Here is a 21596-nt window from a genome sequence, read left to right as displayed (position 1 = left end):
TCGCCATGCGCCTGCGCCACATCGAGGTCTTCAACGCGATCATGCTCACGGGCAGCGTGAGCGCGGCGGCGCGGCTCATCAACATCACGCAGCCGGCGGTGAGCCGCACACTGCAGCATGCCGAGCTGCAGTTGGGCTTTCCGCTGTTCCAGCGCGCCAAGGGCCGGCTCACGCCGACCACCGAGGCGCTCACGCTGTATCCGCACATCGAGCGGCTGTTCGCGCAACTCGACGAGGTGCAGCGCCTTGCCGCCAACCTGCGCGCGGGCAGCGACACCGGCGAACTGCGCATCCTGAGCGTGCTGGCGCTGAGCTACGAGGTGCTGCCGCGCGCGCTCAAGGCCTTCCGCGAAAAGCACCCGGGCTATTCGATCACCGTGGAATCGCTGCACTCGCCGCAGATCATGTCGGCGCTGCTGCTGCAGGAGGCCGACGTGGGCTTTGTCTTCAGCCCCGCGGTGCATCCCTCGCTCACGCAAGAAACGCTGGCCGACACGCGCATGGTGTGCATCGCGCCCAAGGGAATGCTGCCGCGCGCGCTGGTGCGCAACGGTTCGGTGGCGCTGCACGACCTGGTCGACCGGCCCGTCATCGGGCTGGACAGCCGAGACCCGGTGGGCACCAGCTTGAGCCAGGCCTGCCGCCAGGCGGGCGTGGGCTTCCAGCAGGCGGTGGTCACGGTGCAGACCTATCACGCCGCGCTGTCGATGGCGCACCACGGGCTGGGCGTGGCGCTGGTCGATGGTTGCACGGCCCGTTCAGCGGACAGCAGCAAGGTCGACGTGCTGGCGCTGGAGCCGCACATTCCGGTGCCGGTGCGCGCGCTGCGTTTTGCGGGTAAGCCCGATTCGGTGGCGGTGCGCGGCATCACGCGCTGCATGCGCGAGGCCATAGAGCAGGCGGCCTGACGCTGCGCTGTCGCTCAGGCGCTTGCGGGCTCCAGCGCGTCGGCGATCCGCCTCGCGGAGCCAAACGCAAGCGTGAAGCCCAGCGCGCCATGGCCGGTGTTGAAGAGCATGTTCGACGGGGCTCGCGGCAGGCGTCCGATGATCGGCAGGCCTTTGGGCGTGGCTGGTCGCATGCCGGTCCACGGGTGCAGCTCTTCCAGCCGGCTTGCATGCGGAAAGAGGGCGCGCGTGGCGGCCGCCAGCGTCTCGATGCGGGTGGCCGGAATGCTCGCGTCATGCCCCACCAGTTCGGCCATGCCGGCCACGCGAAGCCGCGAGCCGATGCGCGCGAACACCACCTTGCGTGCGCTGTCGGTCACGTTCACGCGGGGCGCTGCGCCGGGCGAAGGATCGACCTCGACCGTGATGCTGTACCCCTTGAGGGGATACACCGGCAAGTACGCGCCCAGCGCTCGGCCCAGCTTATGCGAGGCCGAGCCCAGTGCCATCACGAAGGCATCGGCCTCCACGTCGCCATCGCTCGTTTTTACCGCGGCCACGCGGCCTTCGCTACGCGCGAAGCCGTGCACGTCGGCGCCGAGCAGAAAGCGCACGCTGCGTCCGCTGAGCACGCGCATCAATTCGGCGCAGACCTTGAGACAGTCTGCCGCGCATTCGCTCGGCGTGTAGACCGCACCGGCCATCTGGCTGCGGTAGTCGATGAGCGCGGGCTCGATGGCGACGCACTCGTCGGGCGACACGATGCGCTGCTCGCTGCCCATGGTGCGCTGGAGTTCAACCTGCGCACGCGCGCCTTCGAGCGATGCCGGGCTGGCGTAGAGCACCAGCTTGCCGGTGGCGGAAAAATCGCAGTCGGGCGCAACGTCGGCCTGCATTGCTTCGAATTCGGTGCGGCTCAGCGCGGCCAACGCGAGCAGCTGCTTTGTGGTGTCGCGCGAGGTTTGTGCATTGCAGGCCGCAAGAAAGGCCAGGCCCCAGCGCCACTGCAAGGGGTCGAGTTGCGGCTGCAGCTTGAGCGGGGAACTGGGCGAGAGCAGCAGCTTGGGCAACTGGCGCCAGATCGACGGATCGGCCAGCGGCTGCACGTACGAGTAGCTCAGCTGTGCGCCGTTGCCGCCGCTCGCGCCCGCACCGGGGGCCGCGCGGTCGATCACCGTGACTTGATGGCCCAGACGATCGAATTGCCAGGCAGTGGCCAGGCCCACGATGCCGGCACCGAGCACACACACATGCATGGAGGCAACTTTCCGGGAGTGAAGAAGGGACAGCGTCGACTGTAGGGGCGCGCCATGCCGGCCGGAAATGCCAAAAGCGCCGTGCCCCATAGCCAAAGCGCATGCCCCGCCGAACTGGGTGTCCGGACCCATAACCTTTGGGTATGGCCTAGGGTTCAATTGGAATTGTCGTTGTGTGTCACTCCTTCTTACACTGGCCGTTCTGTTCAACCATTCTGAAGAAGGCTCGCATGAAAATCTCCGCATTGATGGCCGCCGCCGCCGTGGTGCTGCTTTCCGCCACCGGCGTCCAGGCCGCCGACACGCTGGCCAAGATTGCCGAGTCCGGCAAGATCACGCTCGCCTACCGCGAGTCGTCGGTGCCCTTCAGCTACCTGGACGGCCCCAACAAGCCGATCGGCTTCTCGGTCGAACTCTCCAACGCCGTGGTCGACGCCGTAAAGAAGAAGCTCAACAAGCCCAACCTGCAGGTGCAGCTGATGCCCGTCACTTCGCAGAACCGCATTCCGCTGATCACCAACGGCACCGTGGACCTGGAGTGCGGCTCCACCACCAACAACAGCGCGCGCGGCAAGGACGTGGCCTTTGCCGTCAACCATTTCTACACCGGCACGCGCCTCTTGACCAAGAAGTCGTCCAAGATCAAGGACTACGCGGACCTGGCCAAGAAGACGGTGGCCAGCACCACCGGCACCACCAACGCGCTGGTCATGCGCAAGTACAACACCGAGAAGAACCTCGACATGGACATCGTGCTCGGCAAGGACCACGCCGACGCGTTCCTGCTCGTGGAAAGCGACCGCGCCGTGGCCTTCGCCATGGACGACATCCTGCTGTATGGCCTGATCGCCAACGCCAAGAACCCGGCCGATTACGAAGTGGTGGGCGAGGCGCTGCAGGTCGAGCCCTATGCCTGCATGCTGCCCAAGGACGACCCGGCCTTCAAGAAGCTGGTGGACGACACCTTCATCGGCATGATGAAGAGCGGCGAGTTCGAGAAGCTCTACACCAAGTGGTTCATGTCCCCCATCCCGCCGAAGAACGTGCCGCTGAATCTGCCCATGAGCCAGCAGCTCAAGGACAACATCAAGACGCCTTCGGACAAACCGGCGACCTGACCCGCAATACGCAATGGTTTCCACGAACGTAGTTGGCATTCTGGGTGGCATGGGCCCTGCGGCGGGGGCCGACTTCGTCCGGCTCTTCGTGCAGGCCTGTGCCCAGCAGATGCGGGCGCGCGGGGAGCCGGTGCGGGACCAGTCTTTTCCGGAGCACTGGCTGGCGCAGGTGCCGGTGCCCGACCGCACGGATGCGCTCGGCTCGGCCGAGAACGGCGCGCACCAGCCGCTCGAACCGATGCTGCAGGCGCTGGGGCGCCTTGCCGCGCTCGGTAGCCGTGCGGTGGCCATCGCCTGCAACACCGCCCATGCCTGGCATGGCCGGCTGCAGGAACGTTTTCCACAAGTCGAGCTGCTGCACATGGCGCGCGAGGTGGCACAGCATCTTGCGGCGCAAAATGCGGGCAACGTGGCGCTGATGGCCACCGAAGGCACCTACCGCGTCCGGCTCTACGAACAGGCACTGGCCGAGGCGGGACTCGATTGCCATGTGCCGCTGGCGGACGAACGACGCATCATCACGCGCGGCATCTTCGATGGTGTGAAAGCGGGCAACATGCGGCTTGCCGAAGAATGTTTTTCAGAGGTGGCGCTGCGGCTCGCGGAACGCCACGGCCCGGTCACCATCATCATGGGCTGCACCGAGGTGCCACTCGGGCTGCAGGGTTCGGCCGCGGTGGCCGGGCTCAGCCTGGTCGACCCGGCGCAGGTTTTGGCCGCCGCACTGGCCCGCCGCGCCTATCGCGCCCATTGCGGTTAGCCGGCCCGCGGGCATCGACCCTGGCAACAAACGCGCCGGGTCGATTTCGCCTACATTGCGGCGTGCGTTTCGGCGCAACGCATGCCTCTTTGTTCGACGATTCAACTGGAGCCCCTACCCATGTCCCTTCGCGACGACAGCCGTTCCGATTTCGATTCGCTTCGCCCCGGCGAGAGCACAGAACAGGGCGCCACGCGCCGCACCGCACTGAAGGCCGCCATCGGCGTCGGCTACGCGGCCGCCGTCATGCCGGTCATGGCGCAGACCGCGATCACCACCTCGGCCGAAGGGCTGAAGGCCGGGCCGATCAAGTACACCGTCAACGGTTTCGAGGTGCCGGCCTATGCGGCCGCGCCGGCCGGCAAGACCGGTCTGCCGGTGATCCTGGTGCTCCAGGAGATCTTTGGCGTGCACGAGTACATCGCCGACACCTGCCGCCGCTTCGCGCAGCTCGGCTATCTGGCCATTGCGCCCGAGCTGTATGCGCGACAGGGCGATCCGCGCGGCTACACCGACATCCCCAAGCTGCAGGCTGACATCGTGAGCAAGGTGCCCGATGCGCAGGTGCTGGCCGACCTCGATGGCGCACTTTCGTATGCATCGGCCAACGGCGGCAACGTGGCCAAGGCCGGCATTACCGGTTTCTGCTGGGGCGGGCGCCACGTGTGGCTCTATGCAGCCACCGGCAAGGTCAAGGCCGGCGTGGCCTGGTACGGGCGGCTGGTTGGCCAGCCTAGCGAGCTCACGCCGCGGCACCCGGTCGACGTTGCCGCCAACCTGCAGGCGCCCGTGCTCGGCCTCTACGGCGGCAAGGATCAGGGCATCCCCCTTGACACGATTGATAAGATGAAAGCAGCGTTGGCAAATGGGACCCCGGCTGCCAAGGCTTCGAGCTTCGTCGTGTATCCCGAAGCAGGCCACGCGTTCCATGCCGACTACCGCCCGAGCTATGTAAAGAGCGCGGCCGAAGACGGATGGCAGCGCGCCACCGCCTGGTTCAAAGCCAATGGCGTCGTCTGACGACGGCCTGTAGCCACCCACCGCCGAAGGCCGTCCCCGTGACGGCCTTTCTGTTTTTATGAACGGTATCGGGCATCCATGCCCATCGACATTGCAGCTATGAATTTGATAGTGATCATCGCGGCGACCCTGGTTGCCGGCATCGGAAGCGTATGGCTGGCGGCCTTGCTCTTGCGCGTGGGTGTGCGCAGCGGCTCGGGCGGCGTGAATCCGCAGCACCTGCTGAGCCTGGCCGCGGGAGCGCTGCTCGCCACGGCCTTCATGCACCTGCTGCCCGAAGCCTTCGAGAGCCGCATCGAACCCGCGATGCTGTTCGGCGTGCTGCTGTTCGGCCTGGTGTTCTTCTTCTTGCTCGACAAGGCGGAGCTCTGGCACCACGGACACGAGCATCACCACGACGACCCCGTGCCGGGACCGGTCGGCCACACGTCGGGCGAACATGCGCATGGCCATGATCACGGCGATCACGGCCACGGCCATGCGCATCACGGCCACGCACCCCGCGCGGGCGGCGGCTGGGCCGTGCTCACCGGCGACAGCGTGCACTGCTTCGGCGACGGCATCCTGATTGCGTCGGCCTTCATCGCGGACATCCGCCTCGGGCTGGTGGCGGCCGTCGCCGTGCTCGCGCACGAAATTCCGCACCACATCGGCGACCTGGTGGTGCTGCGCCAGAGTTCGGTCAACCAGCGCGCGGCGCTGATCAAGGTGTCGCTGGCCGGCACCATGACCATGCTCGGCGGCGTCGCCGGCTGGTGGCTGGTCGACCGGCTGCACGGCCTCCTGCCGTACTTCCTGGTGCTGGCCGCCAGCAGCTTCGTCTACGTGGCCCTGGCCGACCTGATTCCGCAATTGCAGAAGCGCCTGCCCGCGCGGCAGACCGCCGCGCAGATCGCATGGCTGATCGTCGGCATTGCGCTCGTCACGCTGGTGAGCCGGCTGGCGCACGGCGAGCACGACCACGGCCATGCGGAACACGGCCACGCCGAGCACAGCCATGCGCACGAAGGCGAAGGTGCCCCGGCGCACAAGGACTGAACAGCGCCGGATGGATACTTTCCGAAACCGACACTGTTGAGCGGAATGAGTCAGGCACCCGAAAGAGGTGCACCATTGGGGGTATGACGAATGTCTCGCCCAAGCCATTGCCGAGGAACCGATCATGAACAACGTCGACGCCAAGAAGCGTTCTGCTCCGCCATCGATAGAGGATGAGGACGACGACTCGCCTGTCGATGATTTCGAAGAATCGGAATCCGAAGTCACCGACGACCTGTCGGACGAAACCGGCATCGACCTGACGGATGCCAGCGAACTCGATGCCGACAACGTTCCCGCGGACGAAGAATTCGACCGGGTGATGAACGCGCCGGACTAAGCCCTCTTTTTTGGTCAGTCCGCGGCCGTGCCAGCCGCCGCTCGCAGCCGCGCTGGCCCGAGCATCTGCGCCGTGAGCCCGAAGCCCGCGATGCGCTCGGGCAGAGGCAGTCCGCGCGCCAGCGCCGCGCAGGCCTCGCCCATGGCCGCCGACGTCTGGATGCCGTAGCCGCCCTGCGCCGCCACCCAGAAGAAGCCCGGCGCGTCCGGGTCAAAGCCGCCCACCAGATCGCCGTCGGCCACGAAGGAACGCAGGCCCGCCCAGGTGCGCGTGGGCCGGCGGATGGCGAGGGTGGTCGCTTCCTCGATGCGGTGGATCGCGAAGGCGATGTCCAGCTCCTCGGGTTGCACGTCCTGCGGCTCGACCGGATCGGCGTTGGCCGGCGAGCCGAGCAGCATGCCGGCATCGGGCTTGATGTACCAGCCTTCGTCGGCGCCGAAAACCATGGGCCAGTGCGCGACGCTGCCGCCTTCGGGCGGCGCGAAGATGAAGGCCGAGCGCCGGCGCGGCTCGATGCCGATCGGCTGCACGCCGGCCATCTGCGCAATGGTGTCGACCCAGGCGCCCGCTGCGTTGAGCACCACCGGCGCTTCATAGGCCACGCCGCCGGCCGTCACGCGCCAGTGGTCGCCAACGCGCTCGATGGCCGTCACGCCGGCATCGCACACCAGCTTGCCGCCGGCTTGCCGCATGCCGCGCAGGTAGCCCTGGTGGATGGCATGCACGTCCATGTCGGCGGCGTCGGGCTCGTAGACGGCGCCCGCCACATGGTCCGGCCGCAGCACCGGCACCCTCTTGATCGCCTCTTCACCGCTGAGTCGCTCGGCGCCCCTGTCCATGGCGCGCAGCACGTCCCAGTGGGCTTCGAGCTCCGGCAGATGCTCCTTGCTCGCGACCATCATCGCGCCGCGCGGCGTGAGCAGCGGATGCTCTGAGAAGCCTTCGGGAGGATGCTCGAGAAAGGCGCGGCTCGCCATGGTGAGGGCGCGCACCTGCGCCGTGCCGTAGCTTTCCATGAAGAGTGCGGCCGATCGGCCCGTGGAGTGATAGCCCGGCTGGGCTTCGCGTTCGAGCAGGATCACGCGGGCGTGGGGCGCGAGCCAATGGGCCACGGAAGCGCCGGCAATGCCGCCGCCGATCACGAGGTAGTCGGCCATCGTGGGTGCTGAAGAGTTGGAAGTCATCGGCGAAAGTGTAGGTGAAAATTTGCGGATACGCAAAAAATCACCATACGATGCCAGTTAAGGAAGGCTTCGTAGCATTGGCGGCATTTGCGTTGACGCAAATTGCGTATTCGCAAATTCCGTGTCGCCTCCAGGCAGGCCCGCGCGGATGGCCGGGCACCGGGCTGGCAGAATTGCAACGCACTACAAGAGAAAGCCAAGCGTGAATCCACACACTGGGACCAAGCCGGGAACAAGGCCGAAGGACGAGGCGCCCACGCTGGACCGCACCACCTTCGGCCATCGCCTGCGCACGGCGCGCAAGCGTTTCGGCTGGACGCTGGCGCAGCTGGCCGAGCGCTCGGGCGTGTCGATCACCACCATCTCCCGCGCCGAGCGCGGGCAGCTGGCGCTGGGCTACGAGAACTTCACCGCCCTGGGCCGCGCGTTAGAGATGGACATGAACGCCATGTTCGCGGGCGCCGGCGTCAAGCCCGCGAAACTGGGCGGGCCGGTCGTCACGCGCGCCGGAAAGGGCGTCGTGTACCGCGGCCTGTCCATCGCGTATGAATTCCTCGGCACCACGGCTGCCGGCAAGCAGATGAGCCCCATCGTTGGCACCGTGCATGCGCGCCGCATCCATGGCCCGGAAGATTTCGTGCGGCACTCCGGCGAAGAATTCGCCTACGTGCTGTCCGGCGAGATCGAGGTGCACTTCGACAACGGCAAGGTCGTGCGCCTTGCGCGCGGCGACTCGCTGTATTTCGACAGCCGCATCGGCCACGCCTACGTGAGTGTGAGCCGGCAGCTCGCGAAGATCGTGGGCATGACCACCGCGGAGAGCGGGCACATGACATCTGCGCGCGAGGCGCCCGCGTCCCGGCCGGCAGGCAAGGTGCGGCCCCAGCCCAAGCCTAAATCCAGGCCGGCAGTCGCAACGAAGAAAACCGCACGCGGCCGCGCGGGCTGAGGGTTCGCGCCCCGCGCGTCAGGGCTGGTCCTTAGGCGGTTCGCCCGGTCGGCCGGGCGGACGGCGATGGGCTGCCGCGGCGGCGGCGGCCGCATGCTGCTGGGCCTGTTGCTGTTGTTGTTGCTGGCGGATCTGCTGCTGCTGCGCCTGCTGCTGGCGTTGCTGATGCTGTTGCTGCACCGCCAACTGTTGTTGCTGTTGCTGGCGCGCGGCCTGCGCCTGTTGCTGCTGCCGCTGCATCTGCTCTTGCTGCTGCTGTTGTCGGGCCTGCTGCTGCGCCTGTTGCCGCTGCATCTGTTGCTGTTGAGCCTGCTGTTGCTGGGCCACGCGGGCCTGCTGCTGGGCTTGCTGTTGCTGCTGCATCTGCTGCCGCCGTGCTTGCTCCTGCTGCGCCGACTGCCTTTGTTGCTGGCGCTCCTGCATGGCCTGTTGGTGCTGTTGCCGTTGAGCCTGCTGACTGGCAGCGCGCGCCTGTTGCTCCTGGGCCTGTTGCCGTCGCGCCTGGTCCTGTTGCTTTTGTTGTTGTTGTTGTTGTTGAAGCAGGGCCTGCGGTGCTTGCGGAGGACCGTTGCGCGCCTGCTGCCGGGCCTGCCGCTCCTGTTGTTGTTGTGCTTGTTGCTGAGCCTGCTGCGTCCGTTGCGCTTGCTGGCGCTGCAGCCGGTCTTGCTGCTGTTGCTGTTGAAGACGAGCCTGTCGCTCCTGTTGTTCCTGCTGGCGTTGGCGTGCCTGCAACTGCTGCGCCTGCTGCCCGGCTTGTTGCTGCTCCTGCTGCTGGCGCATGAAGGCCTGTTGTGGCTGCTGCTGCCGGGCTTGCTGTTGTTGCTCTTGCTGCGCCAGTTGCGCGTTTCGTTGCTGAACCAAGCCCGGAGCGCCCGCGAAATTGGCCGCGGGAGTGCCAGGCGGCACGCCGCGCGGCGCGTTGTTGTTGATGTTGTAGACATTCCGCACGTTGTTGACCACCGTCGTCGAACGCGAGATGTACGTGCTGTTGTTGTAGACCACGGCAGGCCGGGCGTAGGCCGGTTGCACCGCGCGGTTCCGGTCGCTGTCGCGGTAGCGCGGCGCGCCCCAGTTCACGTCCCATGAACGCCAGCCCCAGTCGTGGCGTTCGAGCGCGGCCCCCACGACCACGCCGAGCCCGAAGGTGAATGCCCCGGCCGCCGCCACCTGGCCGCGGCTGTAGCCGGGCGCAACCTCGACCGGCGGGGCATACGCATAGCCGGGGTACACGGGCACCGGCTCGCCGTAGATCCGCTGTGGGTCATAGCTCGGCACATACACCACGTCCGGCCGCGCAGGCTCGATGGTGATGAACTGCGGCGGTGGCTCGATCACGGCGGGGCCGGCGTAGATGGGCTGCACGTCGGGCGCCGGTGTGTAGTTCTGCGGTGCCGCGGCGCGCGCCACGCGCAGCTTGTCGTTGTTCTTGAGCCGCCCCGCCGCCGATGCGCGCTGGCGCATCACCTGGATGGCGTTCATCACATCGGCCGGATCGTTGTAGTAGGCCTGGCCGAGCGCCTCGGTCCACGCGATGTTGCCGGCCATCTGGTCCAGCACCGGGCGGAATGCCGTGAGCGACTTGACGCTCGGATCCCAGGGCTGCTGGTTGGCTGCGTCAGCGAGCGGTCCGCCCTTGAGTGAAGTGTTCTGCGCGAGCCAGCCATGCGCGGCGGTAACCTGGTCCGGATAGGTGGCGCCGGCCAGCACCTGCGCCACCAGCTTGTCGGGATACAGCGCGATGGGAGCGACAAGCTGGTAGAGCTGCTCGGCCGAAGGCGGCGTGTAGGCTGCAGGCGCTGGAGCGGCGGGTGCAGGTACGGGTGCGGGTGCAACGGCCGCTGGAGGCGCAGGTGCCTGGACGGCAGGCGTGGTGTCGGTCTTGTTGCAGCCGGCGATGGCGAGCGCGCTGATGCACAGCGAGATCGTCAGGAGCCGCGCGGTGGGCGTGCGGCGGAATGATGTTGTCATCTAAAGTTCCTGTGGGCGTAGAGGTCACGCCCTCGAAACTCTTCAACGGCGCGCCACCGGTGGCGACGACGCCAGCTTGCATCGACGATGCAACGGTCTGTGTCGGTGCTGCGCCGCCCGCCTTGTCGGCGCAGAACCACAGGACAGGGCTACTTGGCGCCGCCTGTGTACTTGGTGACGCTGGTCGCGTCCACGTGATAGCCGCTCACGCCCATCATCGAATCGTTGCGCAGCGTCTTCAGCTTGCCGGTGACCCACACCGTGTCCATGGCGCGGAACTTGGCGCCCTTTGGCGTGACCACGTGCAGGATCTGGTTGGCCGGCGGCGGCGGCGTGTGGATGCAGGCACCGAAGTACGGCACGAGCAGGAACTCGGTCACCTCGCCCTTGGCCTCTTCAAGCGGCACGATGAATCCCGGGATCTTGATGTCCGCGCCGTTCATGGCCGGGTTGGTCGGCGCGTTGTTCGACACCTCCTGCATCTTCATGAGCAGCTCGTTGGCGCGCGGGTCGCCGTCGTTGAGTGCGCTCAGGTCCATGCCCTTGAATTCCTTGGCCGGATCCCAGTCCTTGGGCACCAGCTCTTCCCAGGTGATCTGTCGGGGCTGGCCCGGAGCGGCCTTGGCCACAGCAGGCGGCGCAGCCTTGCCGCCGAGCGGGTTCGATGCGGTCGTGTCCTTGGGCGCGGGTTCGGCGGCCCATGTGGCAGCAGCGAGGCCGGCGCCGGCGAGCAGCATCGAAAGCCGGGAAAAAGCTCGGAGCGTAGGTGTCTTCTTTGCGATGCGCATGGTTTCAAATCCTCGGAGAGAGGCCGTCGGCAAGAGAAAGCCGGTAGGCGCGGATGCCGGGCAAAAGGCTTGCGAACCAACCCGCCACCAGTAGGCTTCCCATCAGCAGCCATTCATTCAGTGTAGGTTCTGAAAGGCTCAATGTCAGTCCGAACTGCGACTGCAGCCATGGCGCGAGCAGGGCGATGCCGAGCACGGCCATCACCACCCCAAAGGCCACGCCCAGCACGGTCACCATGGCCCCTTCGAGCGCAAGCAGTGCCAGCACATGGCGCAGGCTGGCGCCAACGGCACGCAGCACGGCCAGTTCGCGACGTCTTTCGTTCAGCCCCGCCATCACCACGGAGACAAGGCCCGCAAGGCTGACCAGCGCAACCAGCGCCGACATGAGCAGCAAGGCGTTCTCGCCGATGCCGATCACGCTCCAGAGTTCGTCGAGCGCCACGCCCGGCAGGATGGCCATCAGCGGTTCGCCGGTGTAGGTGGAAATCCAGCGTTGAACGCCGAACACGGCGGCGCGATTTTTCAGGCCCACGAGTGCGGCCGTCACGTTCTTGGGCGTGAGGTCGAACTTGCGCACCTGTTCGGCCGGAATCTTGACGCCCGGCATCGGCGCGCCGCCCACCCATTCGAGGTGAATGGCTTCCATTGCTTCGAGCCCGATGTGCACCGTGCGGTCGACCGGCGTGCCGGTGCGCGCGAGCACGCCGACCACCGTGAAGGGCTTGTCGGCATGTTCGGCCGTGTTGAGCTCGCCGCTGCCGTGCGCGAGTGTGATCCTTTGGCCGACGTGGTATCCGAGCTTGTCGGCCACTTCGGCGCCCACCACCGCGTCGAACAGTTCGCTGAAGGGCTTGCCTTCACGCAGCTTCAACTGCTGGCGGTCGCCATAGCGAAAACGGCTGAAGTATTCGGGCGAGGTGGCGAGCACCGCGAAGCCGCGGTGCGAGTCGCCGAGCGAGAGTGGCACCACCCAGTCGACGCCCTGGTGCGCGGCCAGCGCCTGCACGCTCTTCCACGAGATGTTGTTGGTGGCCGCGCCGATGCGGAACACCGAATACAGCAGCAGCTGCGTGGAGCCCGTGCGTGCGCCCACGATCAGGTCGGTGCCCGATACGGACGATGCGAAGTTCTCGCGCAGCTCGGTGCGTATGCGTTCGACGCCGAGCAGCAGAAAGGTCGACAGCGCAATCGAGAACACCGTGAGCGCCAGCGTGAAGCGCCGGTTCCAGGCGCTGTGCCAGGCGATCGAAAAAAGTGCTCTCATCGGCAGGCCTTCATGCGTCCACCGCCATCGCAGCCGAAGCCGCGCGGTTGATTTCGGGCAGCAGCACATGCCGCGCAAAGCGCTGCGCGATGCGCTGGTCGTGGCTCACGAACACCAGCGCACTGTGGTTCACCAAGCAGGCCGTCAGCAGCACGTCGAGGAAGGCTTCGCGCCTGTCTTCGTCGAGCGCTGAAGTGGGCTCATCGGCAATCACCACTTCGGGCTGGCCGATGAGCGCGCGCGCCGCGGCCACGCGCTGCTGCTGGCCGACCGAGAGCTGCATGGCCTGTCGTTTCCACAGATGTCGGTCGAGTCCCATCTGGTCGAGCAGGTGTTCTGCTTGTTCACGCGAGCTGCCGCCGCGCGCAGCCTGCGACTCGCGCCGCTGCGAGAAGCGGCACGGCAGCAGCACGTTGTCGAGCACGCTCAGGTATGGCAGCAGGTTGAACTGCTGAAAGATGTATCCCACGTGCGCCACGCGGCTGCGGTCGCGCGCGGCGCCGGAAAGCTTGGACCAGTCGTGCCCCAGCAGCGTGACCCGGCCTTCATCGGCCACCAGCACGCCGGCCAGGAGGGACAGCAGCGTGCTCTTGCCGCAGCCGCTCGGTCCGTGCAGAAAGACCGACTCGCCGGCCGTGATGCGAAAGGCCTCGATGTCGATACACGGCGCCTTCATGCCGGGCCACGCGAAGCGCAGTGCTTCGACGGCGAGCACCACGCGCAGTGCAGACGACTCGCCCTGGGGGGCGGTGCTCACGGCCTTACTTGCCCCAACTCAAGCGCACCGGCTGCGCGGCCTGCGCACCGGCGGGGCGCTTGAGCTGGCGCTTGAACTGGCCTTGCGCCGACGCGATCTGTGCATCGATCTGGCGCGTGCCCTTGAAGGCGGCGAAAAGATTCACGTCGATGAATTTTGCCGCGGCCGCATTGGTGCAATTGAACGAGAAGGCCGCATCGAGGTCTGCATGGCCCTCGGGCTCGCTCGCATCCGGCTTGCCGAGGCCGAGCGCGCTGGAGCGCAGGTCGACCGGACCGAGCTTGCAGTTGGCTGCCGGGTCGATCGCAAAGAGCTTGTCCGCCGCGCGCAGCTGGGCGATTGCGTCTTCGGCGGTCTTTTTCTCGGCATCGGTCTTTGGTGCTCGTTCGAAGCCTACGATGTTGTCGAGCGGCGATTCCATGCTGATCACGACCGTGGGGCCGTCAATGGCCACGTCGAGCTTGAGCTGACCGTGCACGTGCGCATGCTGCTGCTGGGCCTGTGCTGAAAGAAATGGGGCGGCTGCGAGGAATGCCGCGGCAATTGCAAAGCCGGATGAAATGCGTCGTCGAAGTCGGGTCTGATTCATGGTTCTGCGCCTTGCCGGGTCGGCAGCCCCGGCGTGTTGCTCCATTCGCTCCAGCTGCCGGCATAGAGCGCAGTGGTCCCCAGTCCGGCGATCTGCATTGCAAGCAGGTTGGGCACAGCACTCACGCCGCTGCCGCATTGGTGGACGACCGTCGCCGGATCGCGTCCCGCGAGCAGCGCTTCGAACTCGGCACGCAATTGCGATGCCGGCTTGAACTTGCCGTCGGGGCCGAGGTTTTCGGCGAAGGGCCGATTGATAGCCCCGGGGATGTGACCCGCGATCGGGTCCAGAGGTTCCACCTCGCCGCGATATCGTGCGGCGGCTCTCGCGTCGATCAGGTTCTGGTCAGGCTGGCCGAGCCGGCGCACCACGGCGTCGGTGGTCGCGAGCTTTGCCAGCGGCTCGCCCGGCACGAAGTTCGACTGGAAGTGCGTCGGCTCTTCGCGGTTCGTGACTTCGCCGCCCGCGGCCTGCCATGCCTGCAGGCCGCCATCGAGCACGGCGACCGCGTCGTGCCCCATCCACTTGAGCATCCACCAGAGGCGGCCGCAGTAGTTGGCGCCGTTGCGGTCGTACACCACGGCCTGCATGTCGTTGGAAAAACCGACGCTCGACAACCAGGCCGCGAACTTCTCGCGGCTGGGCAGCGGATGGCGCCCGCCCGAGGCCGGCACGCCGTCATCCCGCGCGACGACCACGTCGCCCTGTGCGCCAGGCAGGCCATGTTTCGCGCTGAGGTCGGTGTCCAAGTTCGCATACACGGCACCCGGAATGTGCGCGGCGGCATATTGCTGCGCGCCCGCCTCGGGCTTCATGAGATCGAAGCTGCAGTCGAAGACCATCAGAGGCACGCTGCCGGACTGCAGCTGCTGGAGTTGTTCGACGCTGACGAGGGTGGTGTACATGGTGCGGCTCCTTCGTTGTCGCTGAATACGATACGGTTCAGTGTTCTTCGGCTGGCGCCTTGGGTACTGCGCGCTGGCGCAGCACGGTGGCTGCGATCCCGCTCACGATGATGAGCGCCATGCCGGCCCAGCCGGCGGCGTCGATGCGATCGTCGAACAGCACCACACTGTAGAACGCCGCAAAGACAATGCCGGAATACTGCAGATTTGCCACCACCAGCGTGCCGGCCTGTGTCTTGGCTGTGGCGTAGGCGCGCGTCATGCAAAGCTGCCCGAGGGCGGCCAAGAGGCCGATCGGCAGCAGCCACAGCGCATGCTGCCACGTCCACGAATCTCCGCCCGAAAACCCGGTGGCGGCGGTGGCAAAGGCACCCGCTACGGCCGAGCCCACTGCAAAGTAGAAAACGGTGCGAAGTTCGGGTTCGCCGATGCGCGACAGCGCGACCACTTGCATGTAGGCAAACGCCGCGGTGAGGCCCGAGAGCAGGCCCAGCAGGCCCGCAAAACCTTCGTTCGCGTTGACCGAAGGCTTGAGCATCAGCACCACGCCCACGAAACCCGCGAGCACCGTCAGCACCAGCGGGCCCTGCAGCGGCGGGCGCTGCACGCGGCCATCGCGCCCGGGCACAGGCACCCACGCGAGCAGCGTGCCGCCGACCAGGAAGGCCGCGATCCATACGCTGCTCATGTAGTTGAGCGTGACCGCGGTGGCCAGCGGCATGTGGGCGATGGCGTAGAACCATGCACCCAGCGACACCACGCCGATGGTGCTGCGCCAGGCGTGCATGCCGGGGTAGCGGGTGGCCAACGAGACACCGCGATTGCGCGACAGGAGCCACAGGAACACGATGCCGATCAGTCCGCGTCCGAGCACCATCTCGCCGCTGTTGAACCAGGCCGATGCCACCTTGACCACCACGCTCATGGTGGCGAACAAGAAGGCGCCCAGCACCATCCAGAGTGCTTGCACTATGTGTTCAAGCGTTCTGCATTGCGCTGCGGTACCACTCGTGGAACTGCTGCATGCCGTCTTCCATCGGGCTCTGGTAGGGGCCGCTCTCGTCGTCGCCGCGCAGCATGAGAGCGCGGCGGCCGGCATCCATGCGCTCGGCGATCTCGTCGTCTTCCACGCAGGTTTCCATGTAGGCGGCCTGCTGGGCCTCGACAAACTCGCGCTCGAACGCGACGATTTCCTCGGGGTAGAAGAACTCCACCATGTTGAGGGTCTTGGTGGGGCTCACTGGATGCAGCGTCGACACCGTGAGCACGTGCGGATACCACTCGACCATCACGTGCGGGTAGTAGGTGAGCCAGATGGCGCCGTACTTGGGCGGCTTGCCCTCGCGGTACTTGAGGAGCTGCTCCTGCCACTTCTGGTAGATGGGGCTGCCCGCGCGGCCGAGCCGGTTGGCCACGCCCACCGTTTGCACCGAGAAGTTGCGGTTGAACTCCCAGCGCAGGTCGTCGCAGGTGACGAAGCTGCCAAGGCCCGGGTGGAACGGGCCGACGTGGTAGTCCTCGAGATAGACCTCGATGAAGGTCTTCCAGTTGTAGTTGCACTCGTGCAGTTCGACCCGGTCGAGCGCGTAGCCCGTGAAGTCCAGATCGGCGCGCGGGCCGAGTTCGGCCATGTCGGCCGCCACGTCGCGGCCCACGCCGTTCGGGCCGCCCTCGAACAGCAGGCCGTTCCACTCGGTGAGCGGATAGTTGTGCAGGTTGAGGCAGGGGTCCTGGTCGAAATGCGGCGCGCCAATGAGCGTGCCCGTGGCGCGCGGGTCGGCGGCCGCGTAGGTCCAGCGGTGCAGCGGGCAGACGATGTTGCCGCCGGTCTGGTTGTCGAGCTGGCCGCGGCCTTGCAGGATGAGCGCCTGCCGGTGCCGGCAGACGTTCGAAATGAGTTCGACACCCTTGGGCGTGTGCACCAGCGCGCGGCCCTGATGCTCCTGCGGCAGGGTGTGGAAGTTGCCCAACTCGGGCACCGCGAGGCGGTGGCCCACGTAGCGCGGCCCTTGCGCGAACAGCGTTTGCATTTCGCGCGCGTAGAGCGACTCGTCGAAGTACGCGGAAACTGGAAGTTGGCTCGCGGCCTGCTGCAGTTGAAGACTTAAATCAGACATGGAGGACCTGACCAAGCTCCCCACAGGGAGAAAAAAGAGAAAAAACGGAAGGCGCCGTCTGGAGTCCGAAGGGGCGACGGCCCGAAGAGTTGTGCCGGGGTGGCCGGCAAGGGAAGCTCGGATTGTACCCAAGGGGGCACCGCAGCGCCCGTGGCTTTTCACATGCCCGCGCCGAACCGCCGTGGCCGACGCCCGTGGCCCGTTCGGCCGCCATCCGCCGCGTGCTTCGGGGCGGCCGGCGGCCCTTTGGTTCCCCGACCTAAAATGCTTGATTTCACACTCGTTCGTTCGCATGCCCAAGGTTCCTTCTTCCGCCACGTCCAGCCCGGCCGCCACGCCCGACACCGGGCCGCTGCCGGCCAGCTACGAAGCCGGGCTCCAGGAGTTGGAACAATTGGTTGCAGAACTCGAGTCCGGCCAACTGCCGCTCGATCAGCTGCTCGGCAGCTACCAGCGCGGCGCCGCACTGCTCGCCTTCTGCCGCGAAAAGCTGCAGGCGGTCGAAGACCAGATCAAGGTGCTCGACGCGGGGAGCCTCAAGCCCTGGACTGCCGAATGAGCGGGGTAGTTAACGTGAGCCATTGGGACGCGCTGCGGCTGGCCAACTGGAGCGAGCCGCATCTAGCGCGTGTCGAGGCGGCGCTTTCGCGCTGGGTCGGTGTCGATGCGCCGGTGCTGCTTGGCGATGCCATGCGCTACGCTGTGCTCGACGGCGGCAAGCGGCTGCGTCCGCTTCTGGTGCTGGCCGCGAGTGAAGCAGTCGGCGGCAATGCGGCCGCGGCTTTGCGCGCGGCCTGCGCAACGGAACTGATCCACGCCTACTCGCTGGTGCACGACGACCTGCCCAGCATGGACAACGACGTGCTGCGGCGTGGCAAGCCCACGGTGCATGTCAAGTTCGGCGAGGCCGATGCGCTCTTGGCCGGCGATGCACTGCAGGCCCTGGCCTTCGAGCTGCTCACGCCCGACGGCGATGAAATTCCGGCCTCCATCCAGGCCACGCTGTGCCGCCTGCTGGCGCGCGCCGCGGGCAGCCAGGGCATGGCGGGCGGCCAGGCGATCGATCTTGCCAGCGTCGGCATGGCGCTCAGCGAAGCGCAGTTGCGCGAAATGCACCGCCTGAAGACTGGCGCACTGCTGCAGGGCAGCGTCGAGATGGGCGCGGCCTGCGCTGGCGCCATCGCGCCTGCCGCACTGGATGCGCTGCGCGACTACGGCGCCGCCATCGGCCTGGCATTCCAGGTGGTCGACGACATCCTCGACGTCACGGCCGATTCGCAAACCCTGGGCAAGACGGCTGGCAAGGATGCCGCGGCCGACAAGCCCACCTACGTTTCGCTATGGGGCCTCGACGGTGCGCTTGCACAGGCACGTCAGCTGCTTGCCGAAGCGCTTGCGGCGCTGGACCGCAGCGGCCTTGCCGACACCGCGGCACTGCGCGCACTGGCCCACATGGTCGTCGACCGCGACCGATGAACTGTTCATAGATGGATAAGAAGAACCACGACGATTCCATGGCACCGCTGCTTCCCACGCTTCACGATCCGTCGCCGATCCGCCACTACGACCGCGCACAGCTCAAGCAGCTGTCCGACGAGGTGCGCGCCTGCGTGCTCGACAACGTTTCGCGCACCGGCGGCCACCTGAGCTCCAACCTTGGTACGGTCGAGCTCACGGTTGCGCTGCACCACGTATTCAACACACCGCACGACCGGCTGGTGTGGGACGTGGGCCACCAGACCTACCCGCACAAGATACTCACCGGCCGGCGCGAACGCATGCCCACGCTGCGGCAGATCGGCGGCATCTCGGGCTTTCCGCAGCGCAGTGAAAGCGAGTACGACACCTTCGGCACCGCGCATTCGTCGACCAGCATCTCGGCCGCGCTCGGCATGGCCATGGCAGCCAAGCAAAAGGGCGAAGGCCGCCACACCGTGGCCATCATCGGCGACGGCGCGCTCACGGCCGGCATGGCCTTCGAGGCGCTCAACAACGCGGGCGTGTGCGACTGCAAGCTGCTGGTGATCCTGAACGACAACGACATGTCGATCAGCCCGCCCGTGGGCGCGCTCAACCGTTATCTCGCGCAATTGATGAGCGGCAACTTCTACGCTGCCGCCAAGAACGTCGGCAAGAGCGTGCTGCGCGCGGCCCCGCCGCTGTTCGAACTGGCCAAGCGCTTGGAGCAGCATGCCAAGGGCATGGTGGTTCCGGCCACGCTGTTCGAGCAGTTCGGCTTCAATTACGTCGGGCCGATCGACGGCCACGACATCGATTCGCTGGTGCCCACGCTCGAGAACCTCAAGCATCTCGAGGGCCCGCAGTTCTTGCACGTGGTCACCAAGAAGGGGCAGGGCTACAAGCTCGCCGAGGCCGACCCCGTGGCCTACCACGGTCCCGGCAAGTTCGATCCGCAGGTCGGGCTGGTCAAGTCCGCCGCGGTTGCCAAGCAGACTTTCACGCAGGTCTTCGGCCAGTGGCTGTGCGACATGGCGGCGCACGATGGCCGGCTGGTGGGCATCACGCCCGCGATGCGCGAAGGCTCGGGCCTGGTCGAATTCGAAAAGCGCTTCCCGGACCGCTACTACGACGTCGGCATTGCCGAGCAGCACGCCGTGACGTTCGCAGCCGGCCTGGCCTGCGAGGGCCTGAAGCCGGTGGTTGCAATCTACTCGACCTTTCTGCAGCGCGCGTATGACCAGCTCATTCACGACGTCGCGATCCAGAACCTGCCGGTGGTGTTCGCACTCGACCGCGCGGGCCTTGTGGGCGCCGATGGCGCCACGCACGCGGGCGCGTACGACATCTCGTTCCTGCGCTGCATCCCCAACATGAGCATTGCCTGCCCGGCCGACGAGCGCGAATGCCGGCAGCTGTTGTCGAGCGCCTACGAGCAGAACCACCCGGTGGCCGTGCGCTATCCGCGCGGCGCGGGCGCCGGTGTGACGCCGCATCTCGCGCTCGACGCGCTGCCCTTCGGCAAGGGCGAGGTGCGCCGCGAAGGCAAGCGCATCGCCATCCTCGCATTCGGCAGCTTGCTGTACCCGGCACTCACCGCCGCAGAACCGCTCGACGCCACGGTCGTCAACATGCGATGGGCCAAGCCGCTCGACGTCGACCTGCTGCTGCAGGTGGCAGGCACGCACGATGCCATCGTCACGCTCGAAGAAGGCTCCGTCATGGGCGGCGCGGGCAGTGCGGTGCTCGAGGCACTGCAGGCCGCAGACCTGCTGAAGCCGGTGCTGCAGCTGGGCCTGCCCGACCGCTTCATCGAACACGGCGATCCGGGCAAGCTGCTGGCATCCATCGGCCTCGATGCCGCGGGCATCCAAGCTTCGATCGCGCGTCGCTTCGGCGCTGTCGCAGGGTAAACCCCGGCGGATCGCCTGTAAGCGCGTTTTTACAATCGTTGCGACTCACAAAAGTCGTCGACGCGGCCACAAGCCGCGTTTCGTTTTTTCCAATGCACTCGGAGTGAATTCAATGGATCGTCGTTCCCTCATCAAAAACGCAGGCATCGCCGGCGTTCTGGCCGCCGGCATTGCGCCCGCAGTCCATGCGCAAGCCGCTGTCCGCTGGCGCCTGGCATCGAGCTTTCCCAAGCCGCTCGACACGATCTACGGGGGGGCCGAAGTTTTCTCGAACGCAGTCAAGGCCATGTCGGGTGGCAAGTTCGAGATCTCGGTGCATGCGGCTGGCGAGCTGATGCCGGCTTTCGGCGTGGTTGACGGTGTGCAGCAGGGTTCGGTCGAAGCTGCCCACACGGTGCCCTACTATTTCTACGGCAAGAATCCCGCCTTCGCGCTCGGTTCGGCCATTCCCTTCGGCATGAACGCGCGCCAGATGAATGCATGGATGATGCATGGCAACGGCCGCAAGCTGATGGACGAGTTCTATGGCACCTACGGCATGGTGAGCTTCAACGGTGGCAACACCGGCACCCAGATGGGCGGTTGGTTCCGCAAGGAAATCAAGACCCCGGCCGACCTCAAGGGCCTGAAGATGCGCCTGGGCGGCGGCCTGGTTGGCGACGTGATGACCAAGCTTGGCGTGGTGCCGCAAAGCATTCCGGGCGGTGAGATCTACCAGGCACTGGAAAAGGGCACGATCGACGCCGCCGAATGGGTGGGCCCCTATGACGACCAGAAGCTCGGCTTCAACAAGGTGGCTCCAAACTATTACTACCCCGGCTGGTGGGAAGGCGGCCCAGAGGTCGACTTCTTCATCAACAAGAAGGCCTTCGACGCCCTGTCGCCCGAGAACAAGGCCATCATCGCGGCAGCTTCCGCAATGGCCGCGCAGGACATGCTGGCCAAGTACGATGCCCGCAACCCCACCGCGCTCAAGCAACTGATCGGCGCCAAGACCAAGCTGCTGCCGTTCAGCAAGGAAATCCTCGACGCTTCGTACAAGGCTTCGCTGCAGGTCTACGAAGAAAACAGCGCCAAGAGCCCGGAATGGAAGAAGATCTACGCTGACTTCCTGGCCTTCCAGCGCGATCAGGTGGCATGGTTCCGCGTTGCCGAAGGCCGCTTCGACAACTACATGCAGTCCATGAAGCTCTGAGCTTCAAGGCAGCCATAAAAAAACCGCGCGATGCGCGGTTTTTTTATGGGCACTTGGTGACGACTTGGTGACGGCTGCATGGACAGC

The 21596-nt window shown here is 66.3% G+C and carries 21 protein-coding genes; 11 read left to right on the top strand and 10 right to left on the bottom strand.

The annotated features are described in order from the left end of the window. Window positions 1-5 precede the first annotated feature (5 nt). On the top strand, window positions 6-908 hold the full coding sequence (locus tag ASC78_RS08670) for a LysR family transcriptional regulator (RefSeq protein WP_055799367.1): 903 nt from the start codon (window positions 6-8) through the stop codon (window positions 906-908). A 14-nt stretch (window positions 909-922) separates the two neighbouring features. Here ASC78_RS08670 and ASC78_RS08665 read toward each other — a convergent pair whose 3' ends face one another. Beyond that, window positions 923-2143, bottom strand: a complete 1221-nt coding sequence (locus tag ASC78_RS08665) for a D-amino acid dehydrogenase (protein ID WP_055799365.1) — start codon at window positions 2141-2143, stop codon at window positions 923-925. A gap of 230 nt (window positions 2144-2373) precedes the next feature. On the opposite strand from ASC78_RS08665, the gene ASC78_RS08660 reads away from it, so the two are divergent. From ASC78_RS08660 to ASC78_RS08640, 5 genes are all read left to right on the top strand, one after another. Continuing rightward, window positions 2374-3261 carry a transporter substrate-binding domain-containing protein gene (locus ASC78_RS08660; protein WP_055799362.1) on the top strand — a complete coding sequence of 296 codons (888 nt, stop codon included), beginning with the start codon at window positions 2374-2376 and terminating at the stop codon, window positions 3259-3261. A gap of 13 nt (window positions 3262-3274) precedes the next feature. Continuing rightward, window positions 3275-4021, top strand: a complete 747-nt coding sequence (locus ASC78_RS08655) for an aspartate/glutamate racemase family protein (RefSeq protein WP_055799359.1) — start codon at window positions 3275-3277, stop codon at window positions 4019-4021. A 120-nt stretch (window positions 4022-4141) separates the two neighbouring features. Next, entirely contained in the window at window positions 4142-5041 is a 900-nt protein-coding gene (locus ASC78_RS08650) for a dienelactone hydrolase family protein (protein ID WP_055799356.1), read from the top strand. Window positions 5042-5140: 99 nt separating this feature from the next. Further along, window positions 5141-6079 carry a ZIP family metal transporter gene (locus ASC78_RS08645; RefSeq protein WP_055799684.1) on the top strand — a complete coding sequence of 313 codons (939 nt, stop codon included), beginning with the start codon at window positions 5141-5143 and terminating at the stop codon, window positions 6077-6079. A 124-nt stretch (window positions 6080-6203) separates the two neighbouring features. Beyond that, window positions 6204-6419 (top strand): hypothetical protein, encoded by a 216-nt coding sequence (locus tag ASC78_RS08640; protein WP_055799353.1) that lies wholly within the window; start codon window positions 6204-6206, stop codon window positions 6417-6419. Between the two features lie 14 nt (window positions 6420-6433). Here the strand turns inward: ASC78_RS08640 and ASC78_RS08635 are convergent, their stop codons facing one another. Beyond that, complete coding sequence (locus ASC78_RS08635) at window positions 6434-7603, bottom strand: NAD(P)/FAD-dependent oxidoreductase (RefSeq protein ID WP_055799350.1); 1170 nt, start codon at window positions 7601-7603, stop codon at window positions 6434-6436. A 202-nt stretch (window positions 7604-7805) separates the two neighbouring features. Here ASC78_RS08635 and ASC78_RS08630 point away from each other — a divergent pair, with 202 nt between their 5' ends. Continuing rightward, window positions 7806-8552, top strand: coding sequence for a helix-turn-helix domain-containing protein (locus ASC78_RS08630; protein ID WP_055799347.1), 747 nt, complete (start codon window positions 7806-7808; stop codon window positions 8550-8552). 18 nt (window positions 8553-8570) lie between these two features. On the opposite strand, the gene ASC78_RS08625 is transcribed toward ASC78_RS08630, so the two are convergent. From ASC78_RS08625 to ASC78_RS08590, 8 genes are all read right to left on the bottom strand, one after another. Then, window positions 8571-10520 (bottom strand): DUF3300 domain-containing protein, encoded by a 1950-nt coding sequence (locus tag ASC78_RS08625; RefSeq protein ID WP_055799344.1) that lies wholly within the window; start codon window positions 10518-10520, stop codon window positions 8571-8573. A 149-nt stretch (window positions 10521-10669) separates the two neighbouring features. Further along, window positions 10670-11308 (bottom strand): DUF3299 domain-containing protein, encoded by a 639-nt coding sequence (locus tag ASC78_RS08620; protein ID WP_055799337.1) that lies wholly within the window; start codon window positions 11306-11308, stop codon window positions 10670-10672. 4 nt (window positions 11309-11312) lie between these two features. Further along, complete coding sequence (locus ASC78_RS08615; protein WP_055799335.1) at window positions 11313-12575, bottom strand: ABC transporter permease; 1263 nt, start codon at window positions 12573-12575, stop codon at window positions 11313-11315. A 10-nt stretch (window positions 12576-12585) separates the two neighbouring features. Next, entirely contained in the window at window positions 12586-13332 is a 747-nt protein-coding gene (locus ASC78_RS08610) for an ABC transporter ATP-binding protein (RefSeq protein WP_055799331.1), read from the bottom strand. A 4-nt stretch (window positions 13333-13336) separates the two neighbouring features. After that, entirely contained in the window at window positions 13337-13921 is a 585-nt protein-coding gene (locus tag ASC78_RS08605) for a DUF2796 domain-containing protein (protein WP_055799329.1), read from the bottom strand. Then, a complete protein-coding gene (locus ASC78_RS08600) occupies window positions 13918-14826 on the bottom strand; it encodes a sulfurtransferase (RefSeq protein WP_055799325.1) in 909 nt (302 codons plus the stop codon). The genes ASC78_RS08605 and ASC78_RS08600 overlap by 4 nt, the downstream gene beginning before the upstream one ends. A 37-nt stretch (window positions 14827-14863) precedes the next feature. Further along, on the bottom strand, window positions 14864-15781 hold the full coding sequence (locus tag ASC78_RS08595; RefSeq protein ID WP_055799322.1) for a DMT family transporter: 918 nt from the start codon (window positions 15779-15781) through the stop codon (window positions 14864-14866). Window positions 15782-15803: 22 nt separating this feature from the next. Continuing rightward, entirely contained in the window at window positions 15804-16943 is a 1140-nt protein-coding gene (locus tag ASC78_RS08590) for an aromatic ring-hydroxylating oxygenase subunit alpha (protein ID WP_055799318.1), read from the bottom strand. Window positions 16944-17235: 292 nt separating this feature from the next. On the opposite strand from ASC78_RS08590, the gene ASC78_RS08585 reads away from it, so the two are divergent. The 4 genes from ASC78_RS08585 (at window position 17236) to ASC78_RS08570 (ending at window position 21509) form a co-directional block, all read left to right on the top strand. Beyond that, complete coding sequence (locus ASC78_RS08585) at window positions 17236-17502, top strand: exodeoxyribonuclease VII small subunit (protein WP_012746712.1); 267 nt, start codon at window positions 17236-17238, stop codon at window positions 17500-17502. Beyond that, complete coding sequence (locus tag ASC78_RS08580; RefSeq protein WP_055799315.1) at window positions 17499-18419, top strand: polyprenyl synthetase family protein; 921 nt, start codon at window positions 17499-17501, stop codon at window positions 18417-18419. Before ASC78_RS08585 ends, ASC78_RS08580 begins: the two co-directional genes overlap by 4 nt. A 38-nt stretch (window positions 18420-18457) precedes the next feature. Next, window positions 18458-20314 (top strand): 1-deoxy-D-xylulose-5-phosphate synthase, encoded by a 1857-nt coding sequence (gene dxs, locus ASC78_RS08575; RefSeq protein ID WP_055799681.1) that lies wholly within the window; start codon window positions 18458-18460, stop codon window positions 20312-20314. Between the two features lie 112 nt (window positions 20315-20426). Beyond that, window positions 20427-21509, top strand: coding sequence for a TRAP transporter substrate-binding protein (locus tag ASC78_RS08570; protein WP_055799312.1), 1083 nt, complete (start codon window positions 20427-20429; stop codon window positions 21507-21509). The last annotated feature ends 87 nt before the right edge of the window (window positions 21510-21596 follow it).

Source organism: Variovorax sp. Root318D1 (assembly GCF_001424835.1).
Taxonomy (GTDB): Bacteria; Pseudomonadota; Gammaproteobacteria; order Burkholderiales; family Burkholderiaceae_C; genus Variovorax.
This window is presented reverse-complemented; position numbering and strand designations above follow the sequence as displayed.

Coding starts and splice junctions, on each gene's coding strand:
- ASC78_RS08635 (WP_055799350.1), bottom strand. CDS start 7,603: ATGACTTCCAACTCTTCAGCACCCACGATGGCCGACTACCTCGTGATC.
- ASC78_RS08655 (WP_055799359.1), top strand. CDS start 3,275: ATGGTTTCCACGAACGTAGTTGGCATTCTGGGTGGCATGGGCCCTGCG.
- ASC78_RS08585 (WP_012746712.1), top strand. CDS start 17,236: ATGCCCAAGGTTCCTTCTTCCGCCACGTCCAGCCCGGCCGCCACGCCC.
- ASC78_RS08650 (WP_055799356.1), top strand. CDS start 4,142: ATGTCCCTTCGCGACGACAGCCGTTCCGATTTCGATTCGCTTCGCCCC.
- ASC78_RS08660 (WP_055799362.1), top strand. CDS start 2,374: ATGAAAATCTCCGCATTGATGGCCGCCGCCGCCGTGGTGCTGCTTTCC.
- ASC78_RS08570 (WP_055799312.1), top strand. CDS start 20,427: ATGGATCGTCGTTCCCTCATCAAAAACGCAGGCATCGCCGGCGTTCTG.
- ASC78_RS08645 (WP_055799684.1), top strand. CDS start 5,141: ATGAATTTGATAGTGATCATCGCGGCGACCCTGGTTGCCGGCATCGGA.
- ASC78_RS08595 (WP_055799322.1), bottom strand. CDS start 15,781: ATGGTGCTGGGCGCCTTCTTGTTCGCCACCATGAGCGTGGTGGTCAAG.
- ASC78_RS08615 (WP_055799335.1), bottom strand. CDS start 12,575: ATGAGAGCACTTTTTTCGATCGCCTGGCACAGCGCCTGGAACCGGCGC.
- ASC78_RS08580 (WP_055799315.1), top strand. CDS start 17,499: ATGAGCGGGGTAGTTAACGTGAGCCATTGGGACGCGCTGCGGCTGGCC.
- ASC78_RS08670 (WP_055799367.1), top strand. CDS start 6: ATGCGCCTGCGCCACATCGAGGTCTTCAACGCGATCATGCTCACGGGC.
- ASC78_RS08590 (WP_055799318.1), bottom strand. CDS start 16,943: ATGTCTGATTTAAGTCTTCAACTGCAGCAGGCCGCGAGCCAACTTCCA.
- ASC78_RS08605 (WP_055799329.1), bottom strand. CDS start 13,921: ATGAATCAGACCCGACTTCGACGACGCATTTCATCCGGCTTTGCAATT.
- dxs (WP_055799681.1), top strand. CDS start 18,458: ATGGCACCGCTGCTTCCCACGCTTCACGATCCGTCGCCGATCCGCCAC.
- ASC78_RS08665 (WP_055799365.1), bottom strand. CDS start 2,143: ATGCATGTGTGTGTGCTCGGTGCCGGCATCGTGGGCCTGGCCACTGCC.
- ASC78_RS08620 (WP_055799337.1), bottom strand. CDS start 11,308: ATGCGCATCGCAAAGAAGACACCTACGCTCCGAGCTTTTTCCCGGCTT.
- ASC78_RS08600 (WP_055799325.1), bottom strand. CDS start 14,826: ATGTACACCACCCTCGTCAGCGTCGAACAACTCCAGCAGCTGCAGTCC.
- ASC78_RS08625 (WP_055799344.1), bottom strand. CDS start 10,520: ATGACAACATCATTCCGCCGCACGCCCACCGCGCGGCTCCTGACGATC.
- ASC78_RS08640 (WP_055799353.1), top strand. CDS start 6,204: ATGAACAACGTCGACGCCAAGAAGCGTTCTGCTCCGCCATCGATAGAG.